We start from the raw sequence: 16,380 nt of genomic DNA, 5'->3' as shown, positions 1-16,380 counted from the left end.
GCCGGTGGGCCGGTGAACCTGAGGGTGGGACATGATTCGCGAACTTTTGGTCACCGCGGCAGTCGCCGCGGCCGCTGTGGCAGCCGCACCGGGGGCAGCGGCCGACAACACCAACATGTATTTCGATCAGCCGGGCCACTACGCCACCGATGTGCCGGGCATGAGTTACGACGCGTCAAACGGAGCGCCGTGCTTCAGCTGGGAGACCAACGTCTTCGGCCGGGGCCCCGGCGGCGAGGCCATGCAGTGCCGGTGGATCCCCAACCAGTGGCCTCCGGTCGACACGGGCTTCTGGACCTACGCCTACCCGCTGCAGGGTGTGCAGCAGATCGGTTCGCCGTGCCCGGGCCCGCAGACCGCGGCGCAATCGCCCGACGGCCGACCGCTGTTGTGCCTCGGAGCTCAGGGCTGGCAGGCGGGCGTGCTGACGGGGGACGGCTTCTTCCCGCAGTGAGTACGTAACGCCGGCGCTGCACACGTGACCCGGACCACTCGGCCATACAGTGGTGTGATCGATGTATGGTCGAGTGGCCTTTGAGTCCGCGCACACAGGAGTGCCATGAGCGGTGACGTGTTGTTCAACCTGTCGACAGTCTTTTCCTCGGTGGCCCGAGCCATCCCCGAGCAACCCTTTCTGGTGTGGCGGGACCGCCGGTTGAGCTATGCCGAGTTCGACGCGCGGGTCGACGGCTTCGCGCACTACCTGGTCTCGGCCGGTTTCGGGGTGCACACCGACCGCGACGCCCTCGCGGGTCACGAGTCGGGCCAGGACCACCTCGGGATCTACCTGCGCAACGGCAACGAGTACCTCGAGGCCATGATCGGCAGCTACCGGGCGCGGGTGGCCCCGTTCAACGTCAGCTACCGCTACGTCGAGGAGGAGCTGCTCTATCTGCTCACCGACTCGAACGCCTCGGCGCTGGCCTACAACGCCGAGTTCGCGCCGCGCGTCGCGGCGATCCGCGACCGGCTGCCGAACCTGCGGGTGCTCATCCAGGTGGCCGACGACTCCGGCAACGCACTGCTGCCGGGCGCCGTCGACTACGAGACGGCACTGACCACCCCCGTCCCCGATGCCGGGATGCCCGAGCCCTCAGGCGAGGACCTGTACATCCTCTACACCGGAGGCACGACGGGCATGCCGAAGGGTGTGCTGTGGCGCCAGCACGACATCTTCCTGTCCTCGATGGGTGGCCGGCCGTTCGGCAGTGACACCGCTATCGCGTCGTACGACGAGCTCGCGGAGCGTGCCCGAACCGCCGCGGGCGGGATGTCGCTGTTGATGATTCCGCCGTTCATGCACGGAGCCGCGCAATGGGCGGCCTACAACACCGTCACCATGGGCGGACGTCTGGTGATCCCCGACGACGTCGTGCGGATGCGTCCCGACGCGGTCCTGCGCCTCGCGGAACGCGAACGGGTGCTTGGCATTCCGGTGGTGGGCGATGCCATCGCGCGGCCGTTGGTGGACGAGATCGAGACCGGCGACTACGACCTTTCGGGCCTGATGACGATCACCAACGGTGGCGCGCCGCTGTCCCCGACGGTCCGGGCGCGCATCCTGGCCGCACTGCCGCACCTGATGCTGCTCGACGCGGTGGGTGCGTCCGAGTCCGGCGCACAGATGAGCACCTATGCGACCGCGGGCGCGGATACCGAGGTGGCGACGTTCAATCCGCAGTCCGACACGGCGGTGATCGCCGAGGACCTGTCCCGGGTGCTCAGCCCCGGCGAGGGCGGCGGTTGGCTGGCCCGGCGCGACCTGATTCCGCTGGGCTATCTCGGCGACGCGGAGAAAACTGCACGCACCTTCCCGACCGTCGCAGGCGTGCGTTGGTCGGTGCCGGGCGATCGGGCAAACGTGTTGGCTGACGGTCGGATTCAGCTGCTGGGCCGTGACTCGGTGACCATCAACTCCGGTGGGGAGAAGATCTTCGCCGAAGAGGTCGAACGGGCCGTCGCGGCGCACCCCGCCGTCTACGACGTGGTGGTGGTCGGCCGCCCGTCCGAACGCTGGGGCAATGAGGTGGTGGCCGTCGTCCAATTCGCCGAGGGCGCCACGGCGACCGACGATGAACTGGCCGCCGCCTGTGAGCGCTCGATCGCGCGGTACAAGATCCCCAAGGCGTTCGTCCGGTCGGCGCAGATCGTCCGCTCCCCCGCCGGCAAGGCCGACTATCGCTGGGCCAAAGCTGTTGCTACCGAGAACGATTCGGTTGACGCCTAAACCATCGCGATGACATCGGTACTGCACGAGCTTATTTCGCAGGCGCCGACGCCGGATCGCCCCGCGCTGATCAGCGACGACGGAACCATGACCACGTTCGCCGAGTTCGAACGTCAAATCCGTTGTGTTGCAGCCTGGGTCACCGCACGGACCGCCCCGGGCGACCGCATTGCCGTCGTCGCCGACAACAGCACCGCTTACGCGGCGCTGTATTACGGGGTGCCGCGCAGCGGGCGGGTGCTCACGATGATCAACCAGCGACTCGCCGCCGCAGAGCAGGCCGCTCACCTGGCCCTTACCCGGCCCACCGTACTGTTCGGCGACCGCCGCTATCTGGCGGCGCTGCCCGCCGCGGCCGCCGAGCACATCGTCGCGTTCGACTCGGCCGACTGGCAGGCCAGCCTCAGCGGCGCCCCGCACGTCGTCGACGTGGCCCAACCCGAAGACGCTGCGTGGTTGCTGTTCACCAGTGGTTCGACCGGCGTGCCGAAAGGCGTTGTCCACAGCCATCGTTCGCTCTTGGCCGCGGTCAGGGGCACGGTGCAGGGGCGGTCGGTCGAATCCGGCGGGGTCTATCTGCTGCCCTTCCCGATGTGCCACATCGCCGGTTACAACATGCTTGTGCACCACTCCACCGGGTCGACGGTGGTGCTCACCGCCCAGTTCCGCCCGGAGACGTTCGCCGACCTGGTCGCCAGGCACGAAGTGCGGTCGTGTTCGCTGGCCCCGACCATGCTGCATGCGCTGCTGGGCTACCTTGAGCGCTCGGGCCGGTCGCTTCCGACACTGCGCTCGGTGGCCTACGGCTCGGCCGCCATGCCGCCGGACTTGCTGCACCGGGCCATCGACACCCTCGGCGTGGACTTCCACCAGGGTTACGGCATGACCGAAACCGGCGGAAACGTCACGTTTCTCGGGCCGGCAGAGCACCGGGCCGGGGCTGCGGGCGATGCCGCGATCCTGACCAGCGCCGGCTATCCGCACCGCGAGGTTGAGGTGGCCATAGTCGATCAGACCGGAAACCGGCTGCCACCGTCGGGCGTCGGCGAGATCATGATCCGCGGCGATCAGGTCACCCCCGGGTACTGGCCGGACGGCGTCGGTACCACCTCCGACGGATGGCTGGCGACGGGCGACGTGGGGCGGATGGACGACGACGGCCGGCTCTATGTGGTGGACCGGCTCAAGGACATCATCGTCACCGGTGGGGAGAACGTGTCGTCGCGCGAAGTGGAAAACGTGCTGTCGCTGCATCCCGACGTGGACATGGTGGCCGTGGTCGGGGTGCCAGACGAGTATTGGGGCGAGGCGGTCTGCGCGGTGGTGGTCCCAGCGGCCGGTCAGCAGCCGACCGCGGCCGATCTCATCGCTCATGTCCGTTCGGCCATCGCGGGTTTCAAGCGACCTCGGGAGGTGCTCTTCGTCGAAGAGCTGCCGCTGACCGGTAACGGCAAGGTGGCCAAGGCGCGGGTGCGCGACTACGCACGGTCGGCCCTGGGACGCGGTGACGTCAACGCTGCGACGCCGCCCCCAGCGTCGTGAGCAGATCGGGCTTCATGCGCTGCAGTTCCTGACCCCAGTAACCCCAGCTGTGGATGCCGTCGGGAAAGTTGAACACGCCGTTGTGCCCACCGGCGGCGATGTAGGCGTCGGTGAATGCGTGGTTGGAGTCGATCGCGAAGCCTTCGAGGAAACCCAGCCCACCGATGGGCGCGTCCGGGCTGGCGAGCGACGGGTCGCGCGCGGTGCCGTTGCCGCAATAGATCCAGATGCGGGTGTTGTTGGCGACCAGGCGCCCGACGTTGACCGTGGGGTCGTTACGGGCCCAGGCGGGGTCACCGGGCGGCCCCCACATGGCATCGGGGTTGAATCCGCCGTTCCACATCATGGCGATCCGCACCTTGGCGGGCCAGTCGGCCGCTGAGAGGTTCAGAAAGCCCGACAGCGAGCCCACGTAGATGAACTGCTGGGGGTGATAGGCGGCCAGCACCAGGGCCGAGGAGCCGCCCATCGACAGACCGACCACCGCGTTGCCTGACGATGCGACATCTCGGTTGGCACTCAGCCAGGCAGGCAGTTCCTCGGTGAGGAACGTCTCCCACTTGTAGGTGTAGGTGCCCCCGTTGCCCACCGCAGGGGCATACCAGTCGCTGTAGAAGCTCGATTTGCCGCCGACCGGCATCACCACCGATATTCCGGTGCCCTGGTACCAGTCGAACGCGGCGGTGTTGATGTCCCAGCCGTTGCGGTCGTCGCCGGCCTCCATGCTGTCGAGGAGGTACAGCGCGTGCGACCCCCGTCCGCCGTCGAGAAACTGGACCCGCACGTCACGGGCCATCACCGCGGACGGCACCACCAGGATTTCGCTCGGGGCATTCGAATATGCCCGTGCCAGTGGGGAACCGGCGGTGCCAGAGAGGCCCGGCGCGGCGAGCGATAACAGGGCCGCCAGTATCGCGACCATCCATCGCCGTGAGACTCCAACGATGGTCATCAGCGCCCCATCCCGCCGCGCGCGTGCGCTCACATGGACGACGCGGCCAACCCCTCGAACGGCCCCGACACCGCTTGACAATACGCGATGTCCAACAGTTTTCGACGCGTTTTGCAGAATGCCGACAATTGTCAATTTGACGGTCGCGATAATCGATGACACGGACAGGAGGTCGAATATGACGGACAAAGAACAAGACTGGAGCAGGCCGGCCGCAATGGCCATCCCCAAAGAGGGGTACTTCGAGCTGCAGCGCGGCCGCTACGGGCCGCTCTACCCGAAAACGCCCGCCTGCTACGGGTTTTCCATCATCGCCAAGGTCAAAGAAGGGCGTGAGGAGGCGGTCCGAGCCTACGGCAAACAGATCGAGGACGCCGTCGCCGGCAGCCCAGAGGTATTGGCTCCATTGCGCCTGCACTATTTGCGATGGCAATTATTCGACGTGGGCTCAGGATTGCATTTCCAGTACCAGGGCATCTTCGACACCGACTTCGACAAATACACCGAGGATGCCGTCGCCCTGTTCAGCGCCACCGGTATCACGACCGTATTCACCAACTTGGAGGGCTTCCCCGAGGATTGGAAGGAGAACCCGGCGGCATTCGTGAAATTCGTTCGGGAGCATCAGGTACCGAGTTTTCTCGAGTACGGCGAGTACCCCTACGTCACCGCCGACGAGATCAAGAAGGCGCTACGGCTCAAGGCGGCGTTCTCCGACATGCTCGATCAGATGCAATGACCGATACGCCACTGAACGCCGTCCAGGCCTACCTGGACGGCTTCAACGCCGGCGATGCCACGGCGATGTCGGCGGTGTTCGCACCCGACGGCTCCATCCTCGACGGTATGGTCCAGGCCACGATGGACTCGTCGGATCGCTGGGTCACCCTCGCGTTCACCTGGACGGGCCTGCGGGCGCTCAGGATGCCCGAGGACGCGCTGGCCAGCTTTCCCGACGCCTTCCGCGAGGGAATGGCCGCGCGCGCAAGCATTCTCGGCGATACCGGCGCTCTTTGGAGCCCGGGGAGTTCATCCTGGGCTACCCCGACGAGGACGGCCCCGTCACGCTGCTGCCGCAACCGTCCGAACTGTCGCGCAACGGTAGCTACCTGGCCTACCGGCGGCTGGAAGACTACGTCGCGCTGTTCCGCGAGTATCTCCGGGATCACTCACAGAGCCCCGAGGGTGCGGATCTGCTGGCCGCGAAGTTCATGGGCCGGTGGCGCAGCGGTGCCCCACTGGTGCTGACCCCCCACCACGATGACCCCGAGTTGGGCGCAGACCCCATGCGCAACAACGACTTCGGCTACAAGGAGATGGATCCGTTCGGCTACGCCTGCCCACTGGGCTCACACGCCCGCAGGCTCAATCCCCGTGACACCGCGCACAACATGAACCGGCGACGGATGATCCGATCTGCGGCACCCAGGACGGAACGCTCGACTTCACCCTCCCCCGCGGCCGATTCGCAAGGTGTACAAGGGAATTCCCGCGTTCACCAGGCTGCGGGGTGGCGCGTGCTTATTCCTGCCGGGGCTGCGGGCCCTGCATTACCTCGCTTCACTTCAGGAGTCGTCATGACCGGCGCACAGTGGGGTCTGCGGCCTGCCGTCGTGCCGGGTACCACCGAGATCGCCCCGCTGACGGGCAACCATGACCTGGACGCACCCCGCTTGCTGGCCAACGTCACCACGTTCAACTTCCACCCGCATCTACCGGACTACGAGCTCACCGCGCCCGAAAGCGACGCGCTGCGGGTGCTGGGACGCCAACTCGTCGACCCCACCCGGCCGCATCCGTTCACCGCGGCGGGCGACATCGTGCTGGTCGACTCCACCAACTTCACGACGCTGTTCGGCGGCACCGAGAGCCTGAAGAACTTCTGGAACAACCTCGCGACGATGCGCTAGCGACCGTTACGGCAGGCTGGCGAAGATGTCGAACGGGTTCACCGGGGCGGCCGGGGCCGGCTGCGCGGGCGCCGGTGGTTGCGGCGTGGGTACCTGACTTGCCGCCGCAGGTGAAGCCTGGGTGGCAGACGGGGCCGCAGTGGCCGGCGCGGCGGTGGTCGTCGGTGCGGCCTGTGCGGGAGCCGCAGGCGCCACGGCGTCAGCCGGGCCAGGGGCGATCGGCCCCGGCAGGTTCTGCGGCAGGTGGGCCGTGGCCGCGCCCGGTGCGTTTTCGGCGGCGAGCGGGGCGGCGGGCACCGCCGAGGTCGGCGCAGCAGCAGTCGTCGGCGCGGCAGCAGTCGTCGGCGCGGCAGCAGTCGTCGGCGCGGCAGCAGTCGTCGGCGCGGCAGCGGCGACCACGGCCGGGTGAGCGGCCGGAGTCACCGGTTTGGCTGGCTCCTCGACAGGCGGCGTCCACGTGGTGACCGGCGCTTCAGCCTCGGGACGGCCCACTCGTGCGGCCACCTTCCTGGCCGGCTGCACGTCCTGCGCCTGCACGGCGATCGTGGGCGGTGTCAGGCGCGGAGCCGCGGCGGTGACGATTTCCGGGGATCCGGCCGCGGTCAGGGCGGCCGCGTCGGTGGCCGGCTCGGTGTCACCCACCATGAACAGTGCGCCGGCCGCGACCACGCCGATCACCACGGCTGCTGCGCTGGCACCGCCGATCCACACCCACTTGGCGGGCCGGCGAGGTGTCGGCGCCGGCTCGGTCATCTGTGCAGGCACGGCGTCGGTGACAACAGCACGGGCGGCGCCGTGGGCCCCGGACGACGCGTCATCGGCGACGAGGGCCGCGGGAACGACACGGACATCGTCGAACCCCGCAGACTTCAGCGCCGCGATCAGCTTGTCAGCCTCGGCCGCGGTGTCGTCGTCGCAGGTCAGGCCGACTGTGCGCACGTCGTGGCCGCTGGAGGCCGCGATCGCTTGCGCGCCGCGGGCTGCGGCGATACCGCGTTCGGCCAGGTCATCGCCCTCATCGACGGCGAATGCGTCGTCATCGAGGACGGCGTCATCGGTCACGTCACCGGCGAGCAAGGCCCAGCTGACGTCTGTCGACGTCAGTGCCAGTCCGAGCACCGTCTTCAACCGCTGACTCCAATTCCTTCGTCGCCCCGACGCTCTGCCGCCGCGCAGGAGCATATTTTGCTTCGTCGCGGACGGCATCTCATCGAAAACGCCCAAATTGCCGATACGTGGCATCTATCGGCGCCACCGAATCAGGTGTTACCTGCGCCGTTGAGGATTTTTCGGCCGCGGTTCCCCAGGCGCCTGTTCACCCGTCGATCACAAAGAATTCATCCGTGCGGCACGATGCAAACGTCGCGATGCGACAGCGATGACCGAACAGGAGAGCATCATCGGCACATACGCGGTGACCGGGTCGGCATCCGGCATGGGAAACCAAGCGGCGCAACGATTGCGCGACCGAGGCCATACGGTCGTCGGGGTGGATCTGCGCGACGCCGAGGTGGTCGCCGACCTGTCCACCCCGTTGGGCCGGCGCGCCGCGGCCGACGGGGTGCTCGCGCGGTGCGATGGACGCCTCGACGGTGCGGTGCTGGCCGCCGGTCTCGGCCCGGGGTCGGGGGCGGACCGGACACGGCTGATCGCGGAGGTCAACGTCCTCGGAGTCGTCGAACTGCTCGATGCGTGGCGTGCGGCGCTGGCGACTGCCGACCGCGCCAAAGTAGTGGTGCTGGCGAGCAATTCCGCGACGACCACGCCCGCCGTGCCGGGTCGCACCATCCGTGCGCTGCTTGCCGGCGACATCGGCAAGGCTGTCCGGTCGGTGCGCGTGCTCGGGCCCGGCTCATCGGCCATCATGTACGCCGCGTCCAAGATCGCGGTCAGCCGGTGGGTGCGCCGCACCGCGGTGACACCCGGATGGGCCGGCGCCGGTATCCGGCTCAACGCCCTGGCGCCGGGCGCCGTCATGACACCCCTGCTGCAGGGCCAATTGGCCGAGCGCCGCGAGGGTGCGGCGGTGCGGGCGTTTCCGCTGCCGGTCGGTGGCTTCGGCGATGCCGGCCAGCTCGCCGAGTGGATCTGCTTCATGCTCTCGGACTCTGCCGATTTCCTCTGCGGCAGTGTGGTTTTCGTTGATGGCGGCTCGGATGCCTTCTTCCGCCCCGACGACTGGCCGCGCGCGGTGCCGCTGCGCAGGCTGCCGCGGTATCTGTGGCGGTTCAAGCGCGGTGTGCGGCGCTGAGGCGGGTGACTTATTCAGGTGCACAGCAGGTTTCATCGAACGCACAAGCAAAATCGGACTGGTTTCCGCCAGCCATTGCCAGGCCTTGCCGGTGGTAGGACGATGGACTGGTCCGGCGGCGCCGTCGAGACGCTGCCCCACATCGACGGAGGCAGATAATGTACGCACGAAGTAGCACAATCCAGGCACAACCCTCAAACCTTGACGTCGGCATTGCCCACGTGCGCGACAGCGTGATGCCCGCGCTCAAGCGCATCGAGGGATGCATTGGCCTGTCCTTGTTGGTCGACCGGACGTCCTGCCGCTGCATCGCCACCAGCTCCTGGGTATCCGAGGATGCGATGCACGCGAGCGCGGGGACCGTCCGGCCAATTCGTGACCGAGCTGCCGAACTCTTCGGTGGCAGCTCGCATGTCGCCGAATGGGAGATCGCCGCCATGCACCGCGAGCATCGCGCAAGTGAGGGCGCCTGGGCCCGACTCACCTGGGTCAAGTCCAACCCGGCCCAGCTGGACCGAGGCATCGATATCTACAAGATGACCATTCTGCCCGCCCTCGAGGAGCTGGAAGGCTTCGCCAGTGCCAGCCTGCTTGTCGACCGAGCGTCCGGTCGTGGCGTGGCCGCCGCGAGTTTCGACAGCGCCGAAGCGCTCGAGCAGAACAAGCCGGCGTTACAGAGGATCAGAGCCATGGGCAGCCAGCACGCAAACGCGGAGATTCTCGAGCAGCGCGACTTCGAATTGACGCTCGCCCACCTGCGGGTGCCGGAACTGGTCTGATCGCCCCGCCGCCGCCTTTACCTAACTTGCCATCGCGTCGAACAGCCTCGCGATGTCTGCGGGCGCAACCTGCACGTTGCACTGTTGGCGCAATGCGCGCAACGGCTGCGCAATGCGTTGCAGGTCGGCCCACTCCTGCGGATGAGCGACAAAGTACGTCCGGATCGCGCCCTCAGGGTCCGGCGAACCACCGGCGTTCGTGACCGCGTCGTTTGCGCCAGGATGGCTGGCCAGGTAGTCGCCCGTCTGCGCACCGACTGAGCCGATCGCGCTGGACAGCCCTGCCGCCGTGCATCCCGGCTGGGCGGCAGCTGTCGGCAACGCAATTGTGGTGGCCACGAGTGTTCCGACAGCACCCCCGATACATGCGCTGACGACTCCACGACGAATGCCGATGGTTGGAATATGCATTTCCTCACCCCTTATGATCGCGACCCCGACGCTGGGCTAAAAGTACCCAGATCGCGGGCAAATTATCGGGTTGTTGCCTGCAGATCGCTTTCTTCTGCGGATCAGTCAGTCATCGCATCCCCTGCTGCGGTCTCGGCGGCGTCGAGGCCATCGACAGATGCGTTCTGCGGTAGGCACTTCGGCGAACCCGTTCCGCAGCCGCTCGGCGCCCGCGATGATGGATACCAGACCCGAGTTCGACGAGGAGCGGAGATTCATGTCCACGATCGAAACCAACGCACCCGCCAGCACCCCCTTCGACCAGGACGTGGCCGCGACGCAGGAGTATTTCGACAGTCCGCGCTTCGACGGCATCATCCGGCTGTACTCAGCCCGTCAGGTGGCCGAGCAGCGCGGCACGATCCCGTCCGACTATCCGGTGGCGCGCGAGGCGGCTGCGGCGTTCTACCCGCATCTGCGGCAACTCTTCGCCCAGAAGAAGAGCATCACGACGTTCGGCCCGTACTCGCCGGGTCAGGCGGTGGTGATGAAGCGGATGGGTATCGGCGGCATCTATCTGGGTGGGTGGGCCACCTCGGCCAAAGGATCCATCAGCGAGGATCCGGGGCCTGATCTGGCCAGCTACCCGCTGAGCCAGGTGCCCGACGAGGCGGCCGGGCTGGTGCGCGCGCTGCTGACCGCCGACCGGAATCAGCAGTATCTGCGTTTGAAGATGACCCCCGAGCAGCGTGCAGCCACCCCCGCAGTCGACTACCGGCCGTTCATCATCGCCGACGCCGACACCGGCCACGGCGGTGATCCCCACGTACGCAACCTGATCCGGCGTTTCGTGGAGGCCGGAGTTCCTGGTTATCACATCGAGGACCAGCGGCCCGGCACCAAGAAGTGCGGCCATCAGGGCGGCAAGGTGCTGGTCCCGTCGGACGAGCAGATCAAGCGGCTCAACACCGCCCGCTTCCAGCTCGACATCATGCGGGTCCCCGGCATCATCGTGGCGCGGACCGACGCCGAGGCGGCCAACCTGATCGAGGGCCGGGCCGACGAACGTGACCAGCCCTTCCTGCTCGGCGCCACGAACCTGAAGATCCCGTCGTACAAGTCCTGTTTCCTGGCGATGATGCGACGCTTCTACACCCTCGGCGTCACCGACATCAAAGGCCATCTGCTCTACGCCCTTCCCGAAGGTGAGTACGCCACCGCGGAGGCCTGGCTGGAGCACCAGGGCATCATGGGCTTGATCGCCGAGGCAGCCGCCTCGTGGCAACAGGACCCCGACCAGTCCCTCGACACGCTGTTCGACGGTGTGGAATCGCGGTTCGTCGAGGCCTGGCAGGACGACGCCGGGCTGCAGACCTACGGGGACGCGGTCGCCGAACTGCTTGAGTTCCGCGAGCGCGAGGGTGAGCAGACCGCGATGACGACTGCGGAATGGCGCAAATTCGCCAAAGACGCGTCGCTGTATGCAGCCCGGGAGAAGGCCAAGGAGCTCGGCGCCGACGTAGGTTGGGATCCCGAGCGGGTCAAGACCTCCGAGGGTTACTACCAGATCCGTGGCGGCATCCCGTATGCGATCGCCAAGTCACTGGCCGCCGCGCCGTTCGCCGACATCCTGTGGATGGAGACCAAGACGGCCGATCTCGACGACGCGCGCGAGTTCGCCACCGCCGTCCACGCCGTGTACCCCGACAAGATGCTGGCCTACAACCTGTCCCCGTCGTTCAACTGGGACACCACGGGCATGACAGACGACGAGATGCGCCGATTCCCTGAGGAACTCGGCAAGATGGGTTTCGTCTTCAACTTCATGACCTACGGCGGGCATCAGATCGACGGGGTGGCCGCCGAGGAGTTCGCCACCGCCCTGCGCCAGGACGGCATGCTGGCGCTGGCCCGGTTGCAGCGCAAGATGCGGCTCGTCGAATCTCCTTACCGCACACCGCAAACGCTTGTCGGCGGGCCGCGCAGCGACGCCGCGTTGGCGGCCTCCTCCGGACGTACGGCCACCACCAAGGCCATGGGTAAAGGGTCCACCCAGCATCAGCATCTGGTGCAGACCGAGGTGCCCAAGAAGCTGCTCGAAGAGTGGCTCAAGCTGTGGAGCGAGCACTATCAGCTCGGCGAAACGCTCAGCGTGCAGCTTCGGCCGCGGCGCGCGGGCTCCGATGTCCTGGAACTCGGCATCTACGGCGACAGCGACCACAAGCTCGCCGACGTCGTCGTCGACCCGATCAAGGATCGTCACGGCCGCAACATCCTCACGGTGCGCGATCAGAACACCTACGCCGAAAAGCTTCGGAAGAAGCGCCTGATGGATCTCATCCACCTGTGGCTGATCCATCGGTTCAAGCCCGAGATCGTCTACTACGTGACGCCTACCGAGGACAACATCTATCAGACCGAGAAGATGAAGGCGCACGGCATCTTCAGCGATGTGTACCAGGAGGTCGGCGAGATCATCGTCGCCGATGTCAACAAGCCGCGCATCGAAGAGCTGCTGGCGCCCGACCGCGAGGCGCTGGGTCGGCTGATCCGCAAGGAGGATTAGAAACGCGTCAATCCGCGGGGCTGCGTGCGGTGAGCTGCTCCAGTTCGGCACGCAGCGCACGGATTTCCGACCGAAGGTCCTCAATGTGCTCGACAGTGGCGGCCTGCGCTGTGGTGTCTTCCTCGGCGACCCTCTGCACGATCCAGGACGCGATCGTGGCGGTGATCGACCCGACGAGGCTGATGCCGCCGATCATCAACAGCGCGGCGATGATCCGGCCGGTGGTGGTGACGGGGTATTCGTCGCCGTAGCCGACGGTGGTGATCGTCGTGATGGACCACCACAGCGCTTGGCCGAACGTGGTGATCCCTGCGTTGGGAGCGTCACGTTCGGCCTGCAGGACAGCCAACGACGCGACGTACACCAGCAGCGTCGCCCCGGCGAACGTGTAGACCACCACCCGCCCGCGAATCGCGTTGCCGACGGCTTTCTGCAGCACCGTGATCAGAATCACCAAGCGCACGAGGCGCAATGGCCTGATGAGCGGGAGCACCACGATCGCAAGATCGAGCAGGTGCCGGTAGAACCACTGCCACCGGTCGGGTGCCAACCAGAGGCGCACCGCGTAGTCGACCGCGAACGCGGCCCAGCACAGCGCCGTCAACACGCGTACCACCTGCGCGGCGATCCCGTGCGGCTGTTCCAGGACGTCAACCGAATACCCGATCAGGAAGACCACGGCGACCGCGGCGAGCGGCCATTCGACGCGATGCTCCCAGCGGTCCAGCGGTGCTTGTGCAGTCACCCGGAAAGTGTGCGCCACGCTCGATCCGCAGAGTCGCTCGGATTGTTGTGTTCGTGTGGCAGAAATCTAAGCAAACGGTTACGTTACGGCGATGACTGCAGAGCTATCCGTGGCCGCGGCCAGGACGGCGGATGCGTCCCAGGCGGCGTACTTCCGCAGCATGCTCGCCGACGAACGTGTCCAGCTGGCAAGTGAACTCGCGCGCAGCCGAGCTCACCTGCGCGCATGTTCGGAAGGCGGGCGGGTCGTCGGGCTGCGCGCGATGGCGCGGGCCCGCGCGGAGGCCCGTGAGCTGGAAGCCAGAAACCGGGAGGTCCAACGGCTCCTCGCGCAGCTCGACCAGCGGTTCCCGCGCGGGTGGTTCGCCGACTGACGTCGGTCAGTCGGCGGCACGCCCCGCGCAGGCCCGGGCGCCCAGCACCGCAATCAGGAAGCAGCCCAACGCCGTCCAGCCGACGACACCGCTGAGTCCGCTCTTGGCCATCAGCACCAGGCCTGCCCCGGCCACGCAGACCAGCACACCGGTGGCCAACGCCCGGGCTCCGATCGGGCGCACCCGGCCGTCCCACCACGGCAACGGGCGGTGCTCCAGCGGCGACAGCAACCGGAAGGCCACCGCCATCACGACGGCGAACACCACCGCACGCAACGCCAGCAGGCCCCAGAAACCGGGAGCATGCGGGTCGAAGGCATCAAGACCGAACGCGTGCAAGGTGAATGTGGCGATCGCGATGGCCGGAATGTGCCACAGGTACAGCGTCATCGCTCCCCCGTTGCCGACCGCGACGACCTGCCAGACCCGGGGCCGTGCTGCCCAGCGCCGGATGGCTCCGGCGGCCGCGACGAACAAACACGACATCCATGTGCAGTGCAGTGCCAGAAGCAGGGTCGGGGGCGATACGTTCGACACCCGCTCGGTGCCGGTGACCACCAGAGACACGTCGTACGGGCCGTAGATCGCGAGAATGACCTGCGCGACGAACGCGGCCGCCGCGCCGAGGACGGCCGCACGGACACCGATCAGCCGACGCGCGTAGGCCACCCCGATGACCACGGGGATCAGCCAGACGACGAGCAAGTTCGCGGTGCCTGCCGCGGCGTCGTCGACCGCGAACCGCACAGCGTCCATCACCGCAGAGGCCACGATGAGCGAGACCACCACGACCGCGGCGGCCGTACCGCTGGACAGCCGCGTCAACGCGGGAACGAACGCCAGCGCCACCAGGTAGACGCCCAGAAACCACAGCAGCGCAACGCATTCCCGCCCGAGCGCTTCGGCGGATTCGGCGCCCATCGTCAGCTGCACCGCGATCAGGGCCACGGTCCACACCGCGAGGTACCAGAAGGCCGGCCGGCACAGTCGCTGAGCGCGGGTCAGCAGCCACGCGCCCCACGACGTCGTCGAGGCGCCGGGGTGCCAGCTATAGGCGCCAGCGGCACCGCCCGCGAGGAAGAACAGCGGCATCACCTGCACGATCCAGGTGATCGGCGCCAGCCCGGGGATCGCGCCGAGGATGTTGCCGATGCGGACGCCGCCGGCATCGATGGTGGCCAGCAGCAGCGCGCAGTGCCCGAACATGACCACTACGAGCGCGGCCAACCGGGCCACGTCGACGGCCCGGTCGCGCTCGGGCTTGGTCACATCGGCCACGGCGCCGGCGGACGACATCACATGAGAATCGGGCATGCCCACAGTCTGCCGCCGAGTCGGGGTGGCGCTGCAGAGTACTTGTACCTATGTTCGGAAACCCGTGTCATGACCGGCCCCTCGCCACGCGGGTGGAGCCGCCGAACTCGACGGCACCGCGCGTGGCCAGTTGGTCGGCGAGTTCATTGCCTTCGTGTCCAGCGTGGCCTTTCACCCAGCGCCATTCGACGGCGTACTGCGCCGCGGCTGCGTCCAGACGCCGCCACAGATCGTCGTTCTTGACCGGTTGGCCTGCTGCGGTTTTCCAGCCTTTGCGCTTCCACCCCTCGATCCAACCCGTGATGCCTTGGCGCACATACTGACTGTCGGTCCACAGCTGGACCGGGTGCGGCGTGGTGATCGCTTCGAGAGCCATGATCGCGGCTGTCAGTTCCATGCGGTTGTTGGTGGTGGCCGTCTCGCCGCCGTAGAGCTGCTTCTCGTGCGCGCCGAAGCGCAGCACCACGCCCCAGCCGCCGGGGCCGGGATTGCCGTGGCACGCACCGTCGGTGTAGATCACGATCGTCTGGGTGGCGGTATCAGTCACGCAGACCATCACATCAGGGATCGCGGCGGCCGGATCCGACGGGGGCGGCACACCGCGCGGCTGTGTCGCCGACGAGATTGCCGAGTCCGCGATGCAGCGTCCGGCACCTCAGTAAAGTAGCTGCCCGTGAGCGGGAAACTGTTAGCCAACGGCCGGGGTCGGCTGTTGGCGCTCGCGGCCTCGGTGGCCGCTGCAGCCGCCATGTTCTACGTTCAGAGCACAGAGCATCCGGGGGCCGTCGAGAACCCGACGCCGGTCCCGGCCGCGCAATCCGCCCCGGCCGCACCGCTGTCGGTCGCCGCGGTCCCGCCGGAGGCGGCTCTCGTGGCGGCCAATGCGCCCGTGGCGGCCCGCGACTTCCAGTTCCCACTGTCAGCAGGCAAAGCACCCGAGCAGGGCTTGCAGGTCCACACCATCTGGGTGGCCCGCGCCATCAGCATGATGTTTCCCGACATCACCACCATCGGCGGATACCGCCAGGATCCACTGAAGTGGCATCCCAACGGTTTGGCGATCGACGTGATGATCCCGAATTACCACTCCGAGAAAGGCATCGAGCTCGGTAATCAGATCGCAGGTTTCGCCTTGGCGAACGCGAAACGCTGGGGTGTGCTGCACGTGATCTGGCGTCAGGGCTTCTATCCGGGTATCGGCGCACCGAGTTGGACGGCTGACTATGGAAATGAAACGGCCAACCATTTCGACCACGTCCACATCGCGACCGATGGGGGCGGGTACCCGACCGGCCACGAAACGTACTACCTGGGTTCGATGGACCCGTAGG

Annotated in this window: 17 protein-coding genes; 10 read left to right on the top strand and 7 right to left on the bottom strand. The window is 67.2% G+C overall.

The features are described 5' to 3' along the window. Window positions 1–31 precede the first annotated feature (31 nt). From A5784_RS33780 to A5784_RS33770, 3 genes are all read left to right on the top strand, one after another. The gene (locus tag A5784_RS33780) at window positions 32–454 is read left to right on the top strand and encodes a hypothetical protein (RefSeq protein WP_064949222.1); all 423 of its coding nucleotides are present in this window, start codon (window positions 32–34) and stop codon (window positions 452–454) included. Between the two features lie 105 nt (window positions 455–559). After that, window positions 560–2,227: an acyl-CoA synthetase gene (locus A5784_RS33775; protein ID WP_064949221.1), complete on the top strand. Its 1,668-nt coding sequence runs from the start codon at window positions 560–562 to the stop codon at window positions 2,225–2,227. A gap of 9 nt (window positions 2,228–2,236) precedes the next feature. After that, window positions 2,237–3,769 carry an AMP-binding protein gene (locus A5784_RS33770; protein WP_064949220.1) on the top strand — a complete coding sequence of 511 codons (1,533 nt, stop codon included), beginning with the start codon at window positions 2,237–2,239 and terminating at the stop codon, window positions 3,767–3,769. On the opposite strand, the gene A5784_RS33765 is transcribed toward A5784_RS33770, so the two are convergent. Further along, a complete protein-coding gene (locus A5784_RS33765; RefSeq protein ID WP_064949248.1) occupies window positions 3,738–4,721 on the bottom strand; it encodes an esterase family protein in 984 nt (327 codons plus the stop codon). The two genes, A5784_RS33770 and A5784_RS33765, sit on opposite strands and share 32 nt — an antisense overlap. A 178-nt stretch (window positions 4,722–4,899) precedes the next feature. Here A5784_RS33765 and A5784_RS33760 point away from each other — a divergent pair, with 178 nt between their 5' ends. Beyond that, the gene (locus A5784_RS33760; protein ID WP_064949219.1) at window positions 4,900–5,460 is read left to right on the top strand and encodes a hypothetical protein; all 561 of its coding nucleotides are present in this window, start codon (window positions 4,900–4,902) and stop codon (window positions 5,458–5,460) included. Window positions 5,461–5,488: 28 nt separating this feature from the next. On the opposite strand, the gene A5784_RS39500 is transcribed toward A5784_RS33760, so the two are convergent. Beyond that, window positions 5,489–5,713 (bottom strand): hypothetical protein, encoded by a 225-nt coding sequence (locus tag A5784_RS39500; RefSeq protein WP_064949218.1) that lies wholly within the window; start codon window positions 5,711–5,713, stop codon window positions 5,489–5,491. A gap of 21 nt (window positions 5,714–5,734) precedes the next feature. On the opposite strand from A5784_RS39500, the gene A5784_RS39495 reads away from it, so the two are divergent. Beyond that, the gene (locus tag A5784_RS39495; RefSeq protein WP_064949217.1) at window positions 5,735–6,631 is read left to right on the top strand and encodes a hypothetical protein; all 897 of its coding nucleotides are present in this window, start codon (window positions 5,735–5,737) and stop codon (window positions 6,629–6,631) included. 6 nt (window positions 6,632–6,637) lie between these two features. Here A5784_RS39495 and A5784_RS33745 read toward each other — a convergent pair whose 3' ends face one another. After that, window positions 6,638–7,750 (bottom strand): DUF7159 family protein, encoded by a 1,113-nt coding sequence (locus A5784_RS33745; protein WP_232006354.1) that lies wholly within the window; start codon window positions 7,748–7,750, stop codon window positions 6,638–6,640. Window positions 7,751–8,030: 280 nt separating this feature from the next. On the opposite strand from A5784_RS33745, the gene A5784_RS33740 reads away from it, so the two are divergent. Together A5784_RS33740 and A5784_RS33735 are read left to right on the top strand one after the other, a co-directional pair. Then, entirely contained in the window at window positions 8,031–8,882 is an 852-nt protein-coding gene (locus A5784_RS33740) for an SDR family oxidoreductase (RefSeq protein WP_064949247.1), read from the top strand. Between the two features lie 158 nt (window positions 8,883–9,040). Continuing rightward, window positions 9,041–9,661 carry a hypothetical protein gene (locus tag A5784_RS33735; RefSeq protein ID WP_064949215.1) on the top strand — a complete coding sequence of 207 codons (621 nt, stop codon included), beginning with the start codon at window positions 9,041–9,043 and terminating at the stop codon, window positions 9,659–9,661. A gap of 21 nt (window positions 9,662–9,682) precedes the next feature. On the opposite strand, the gene A5784_RS33730 is transcribed toward A5784_RS33735, so the two are convergent. After that, a complete protein-coding gene (locus A5784_RS33730; protein WP_232006351.1) occupies window positions 9,683–10,000 on the bottom strand; it encodes a heme-binding protein in 318 nt (105 codons plus the stop codon). A gap of 328 nt (window positions 10,001–10,328) precedes the next feature. On the opposite strand from A5784_RS33730, the gene aceA reads away from it, so the two are divergent. Continuing rightward, window positions 10,329–12,617, top strand: a complete 2,289-nt coding sequence (aceA, locus tag A5784_RS33725; RefSeq protein ID WP_064949246.1) for an isocitrate lyase ICL2 — start codon at window positions 10,329–10,331, stop codon at window positions 12,615–12,617. Window positions 12,618–12,624: 7 nt separating this feature from the next. On the opposite strand, the gene A5784_RS33720 is transcribed toward aceA, so the two are convergent. After that, window positions 12,625–13,362, bottom strand: a complete 738-nt coding sequence (locus A5784_RS33720) for a potassium channel family protein (protein ID WP_064949213.1) — start codon at window positions 13,360–13,362, stop codon at window positions 12,625–12,627. 91 nt (window positions 13,363–13,453) lie between these two features. On the opposite strand from A5784_RS33720, the gene A5784_RS33715 reads away from it, so the two are divergent. After that, the gene (locus A5784_RS33715; protein ID WP_064949212.1) at window positions 13,454–13,735 is read left to right on the top strand and encodes a hypothetical protein; all 282 of its coding nucleotides are present in this window, start codon (window positions 13,454–13,456) and stop codon (window positions 13,733–13,735) included. Window positions 13,736–13,741: 6 nt separating this feature from the next. Here the strand turns inward: A5784_RS33715 and A5784_RS33710 are convergent, their stop codons facing one another. Together A5784_RS33710 and rnhA are read right to left on the bottom strand one after the other, a co-directional pair. After that, window positions 13,742–15,049 carry an acyltransferase family protein gene (locus tag A5784_RS33710; RefSeq protein ID WP_064949211.1) on the bottom strand — a complete coding sequence of 436 codons (1,308 nt, stop codon included), beginning with the start codon at window positions 15,047–15,049 and terminating at the stop codon, window positions 13,742–13,744. A gap of 67 nt (window positions 15,050–15,116) precedes the next feature. Beyond that, complete coding sequence (gene rnhA, locus A5784_RS33705) at window positions 15,117–15,572, bottom strand: ribonuclease HI (protein ID WP_232006353.1); 456 nt, start codon at window positions 15,570–15,572, stop codon at window positions 15,117–15,119. Window positions 15,573–15,722: 150 nt separating this feature from the next. On the opposite strand from rnhA, the gene A5784_RS33700 reads away from it, so the two are divergent. Then, window positions 15,723–16,379, top strand: a complete 657-nt coding sequence (locus A5784_RS33700) for a VldE C-terminal domain-containing protein (protein WP_064949210.1) — start codon at window positions 15,723–15,725, stop codon at window positions 16,377–16,379. Window position 16,380 lies beyond the last annotated feature (1 nt).

Source organism: Mycobacterium sp. 852013-50091_SCH5140682 (genome assembly GCF_001665685.1).
Classification (GTDB): Bacteria; Actinomycetota; Actinomycetes; order Mycobacteriales; family Mycobacteriaceae; genus Mycobacterium.
The sequence above is the reverse complement of the archived record's forward strand: the minus strand, read 5'-3'. Positions and strand labels throughout refer to the sequence as shown.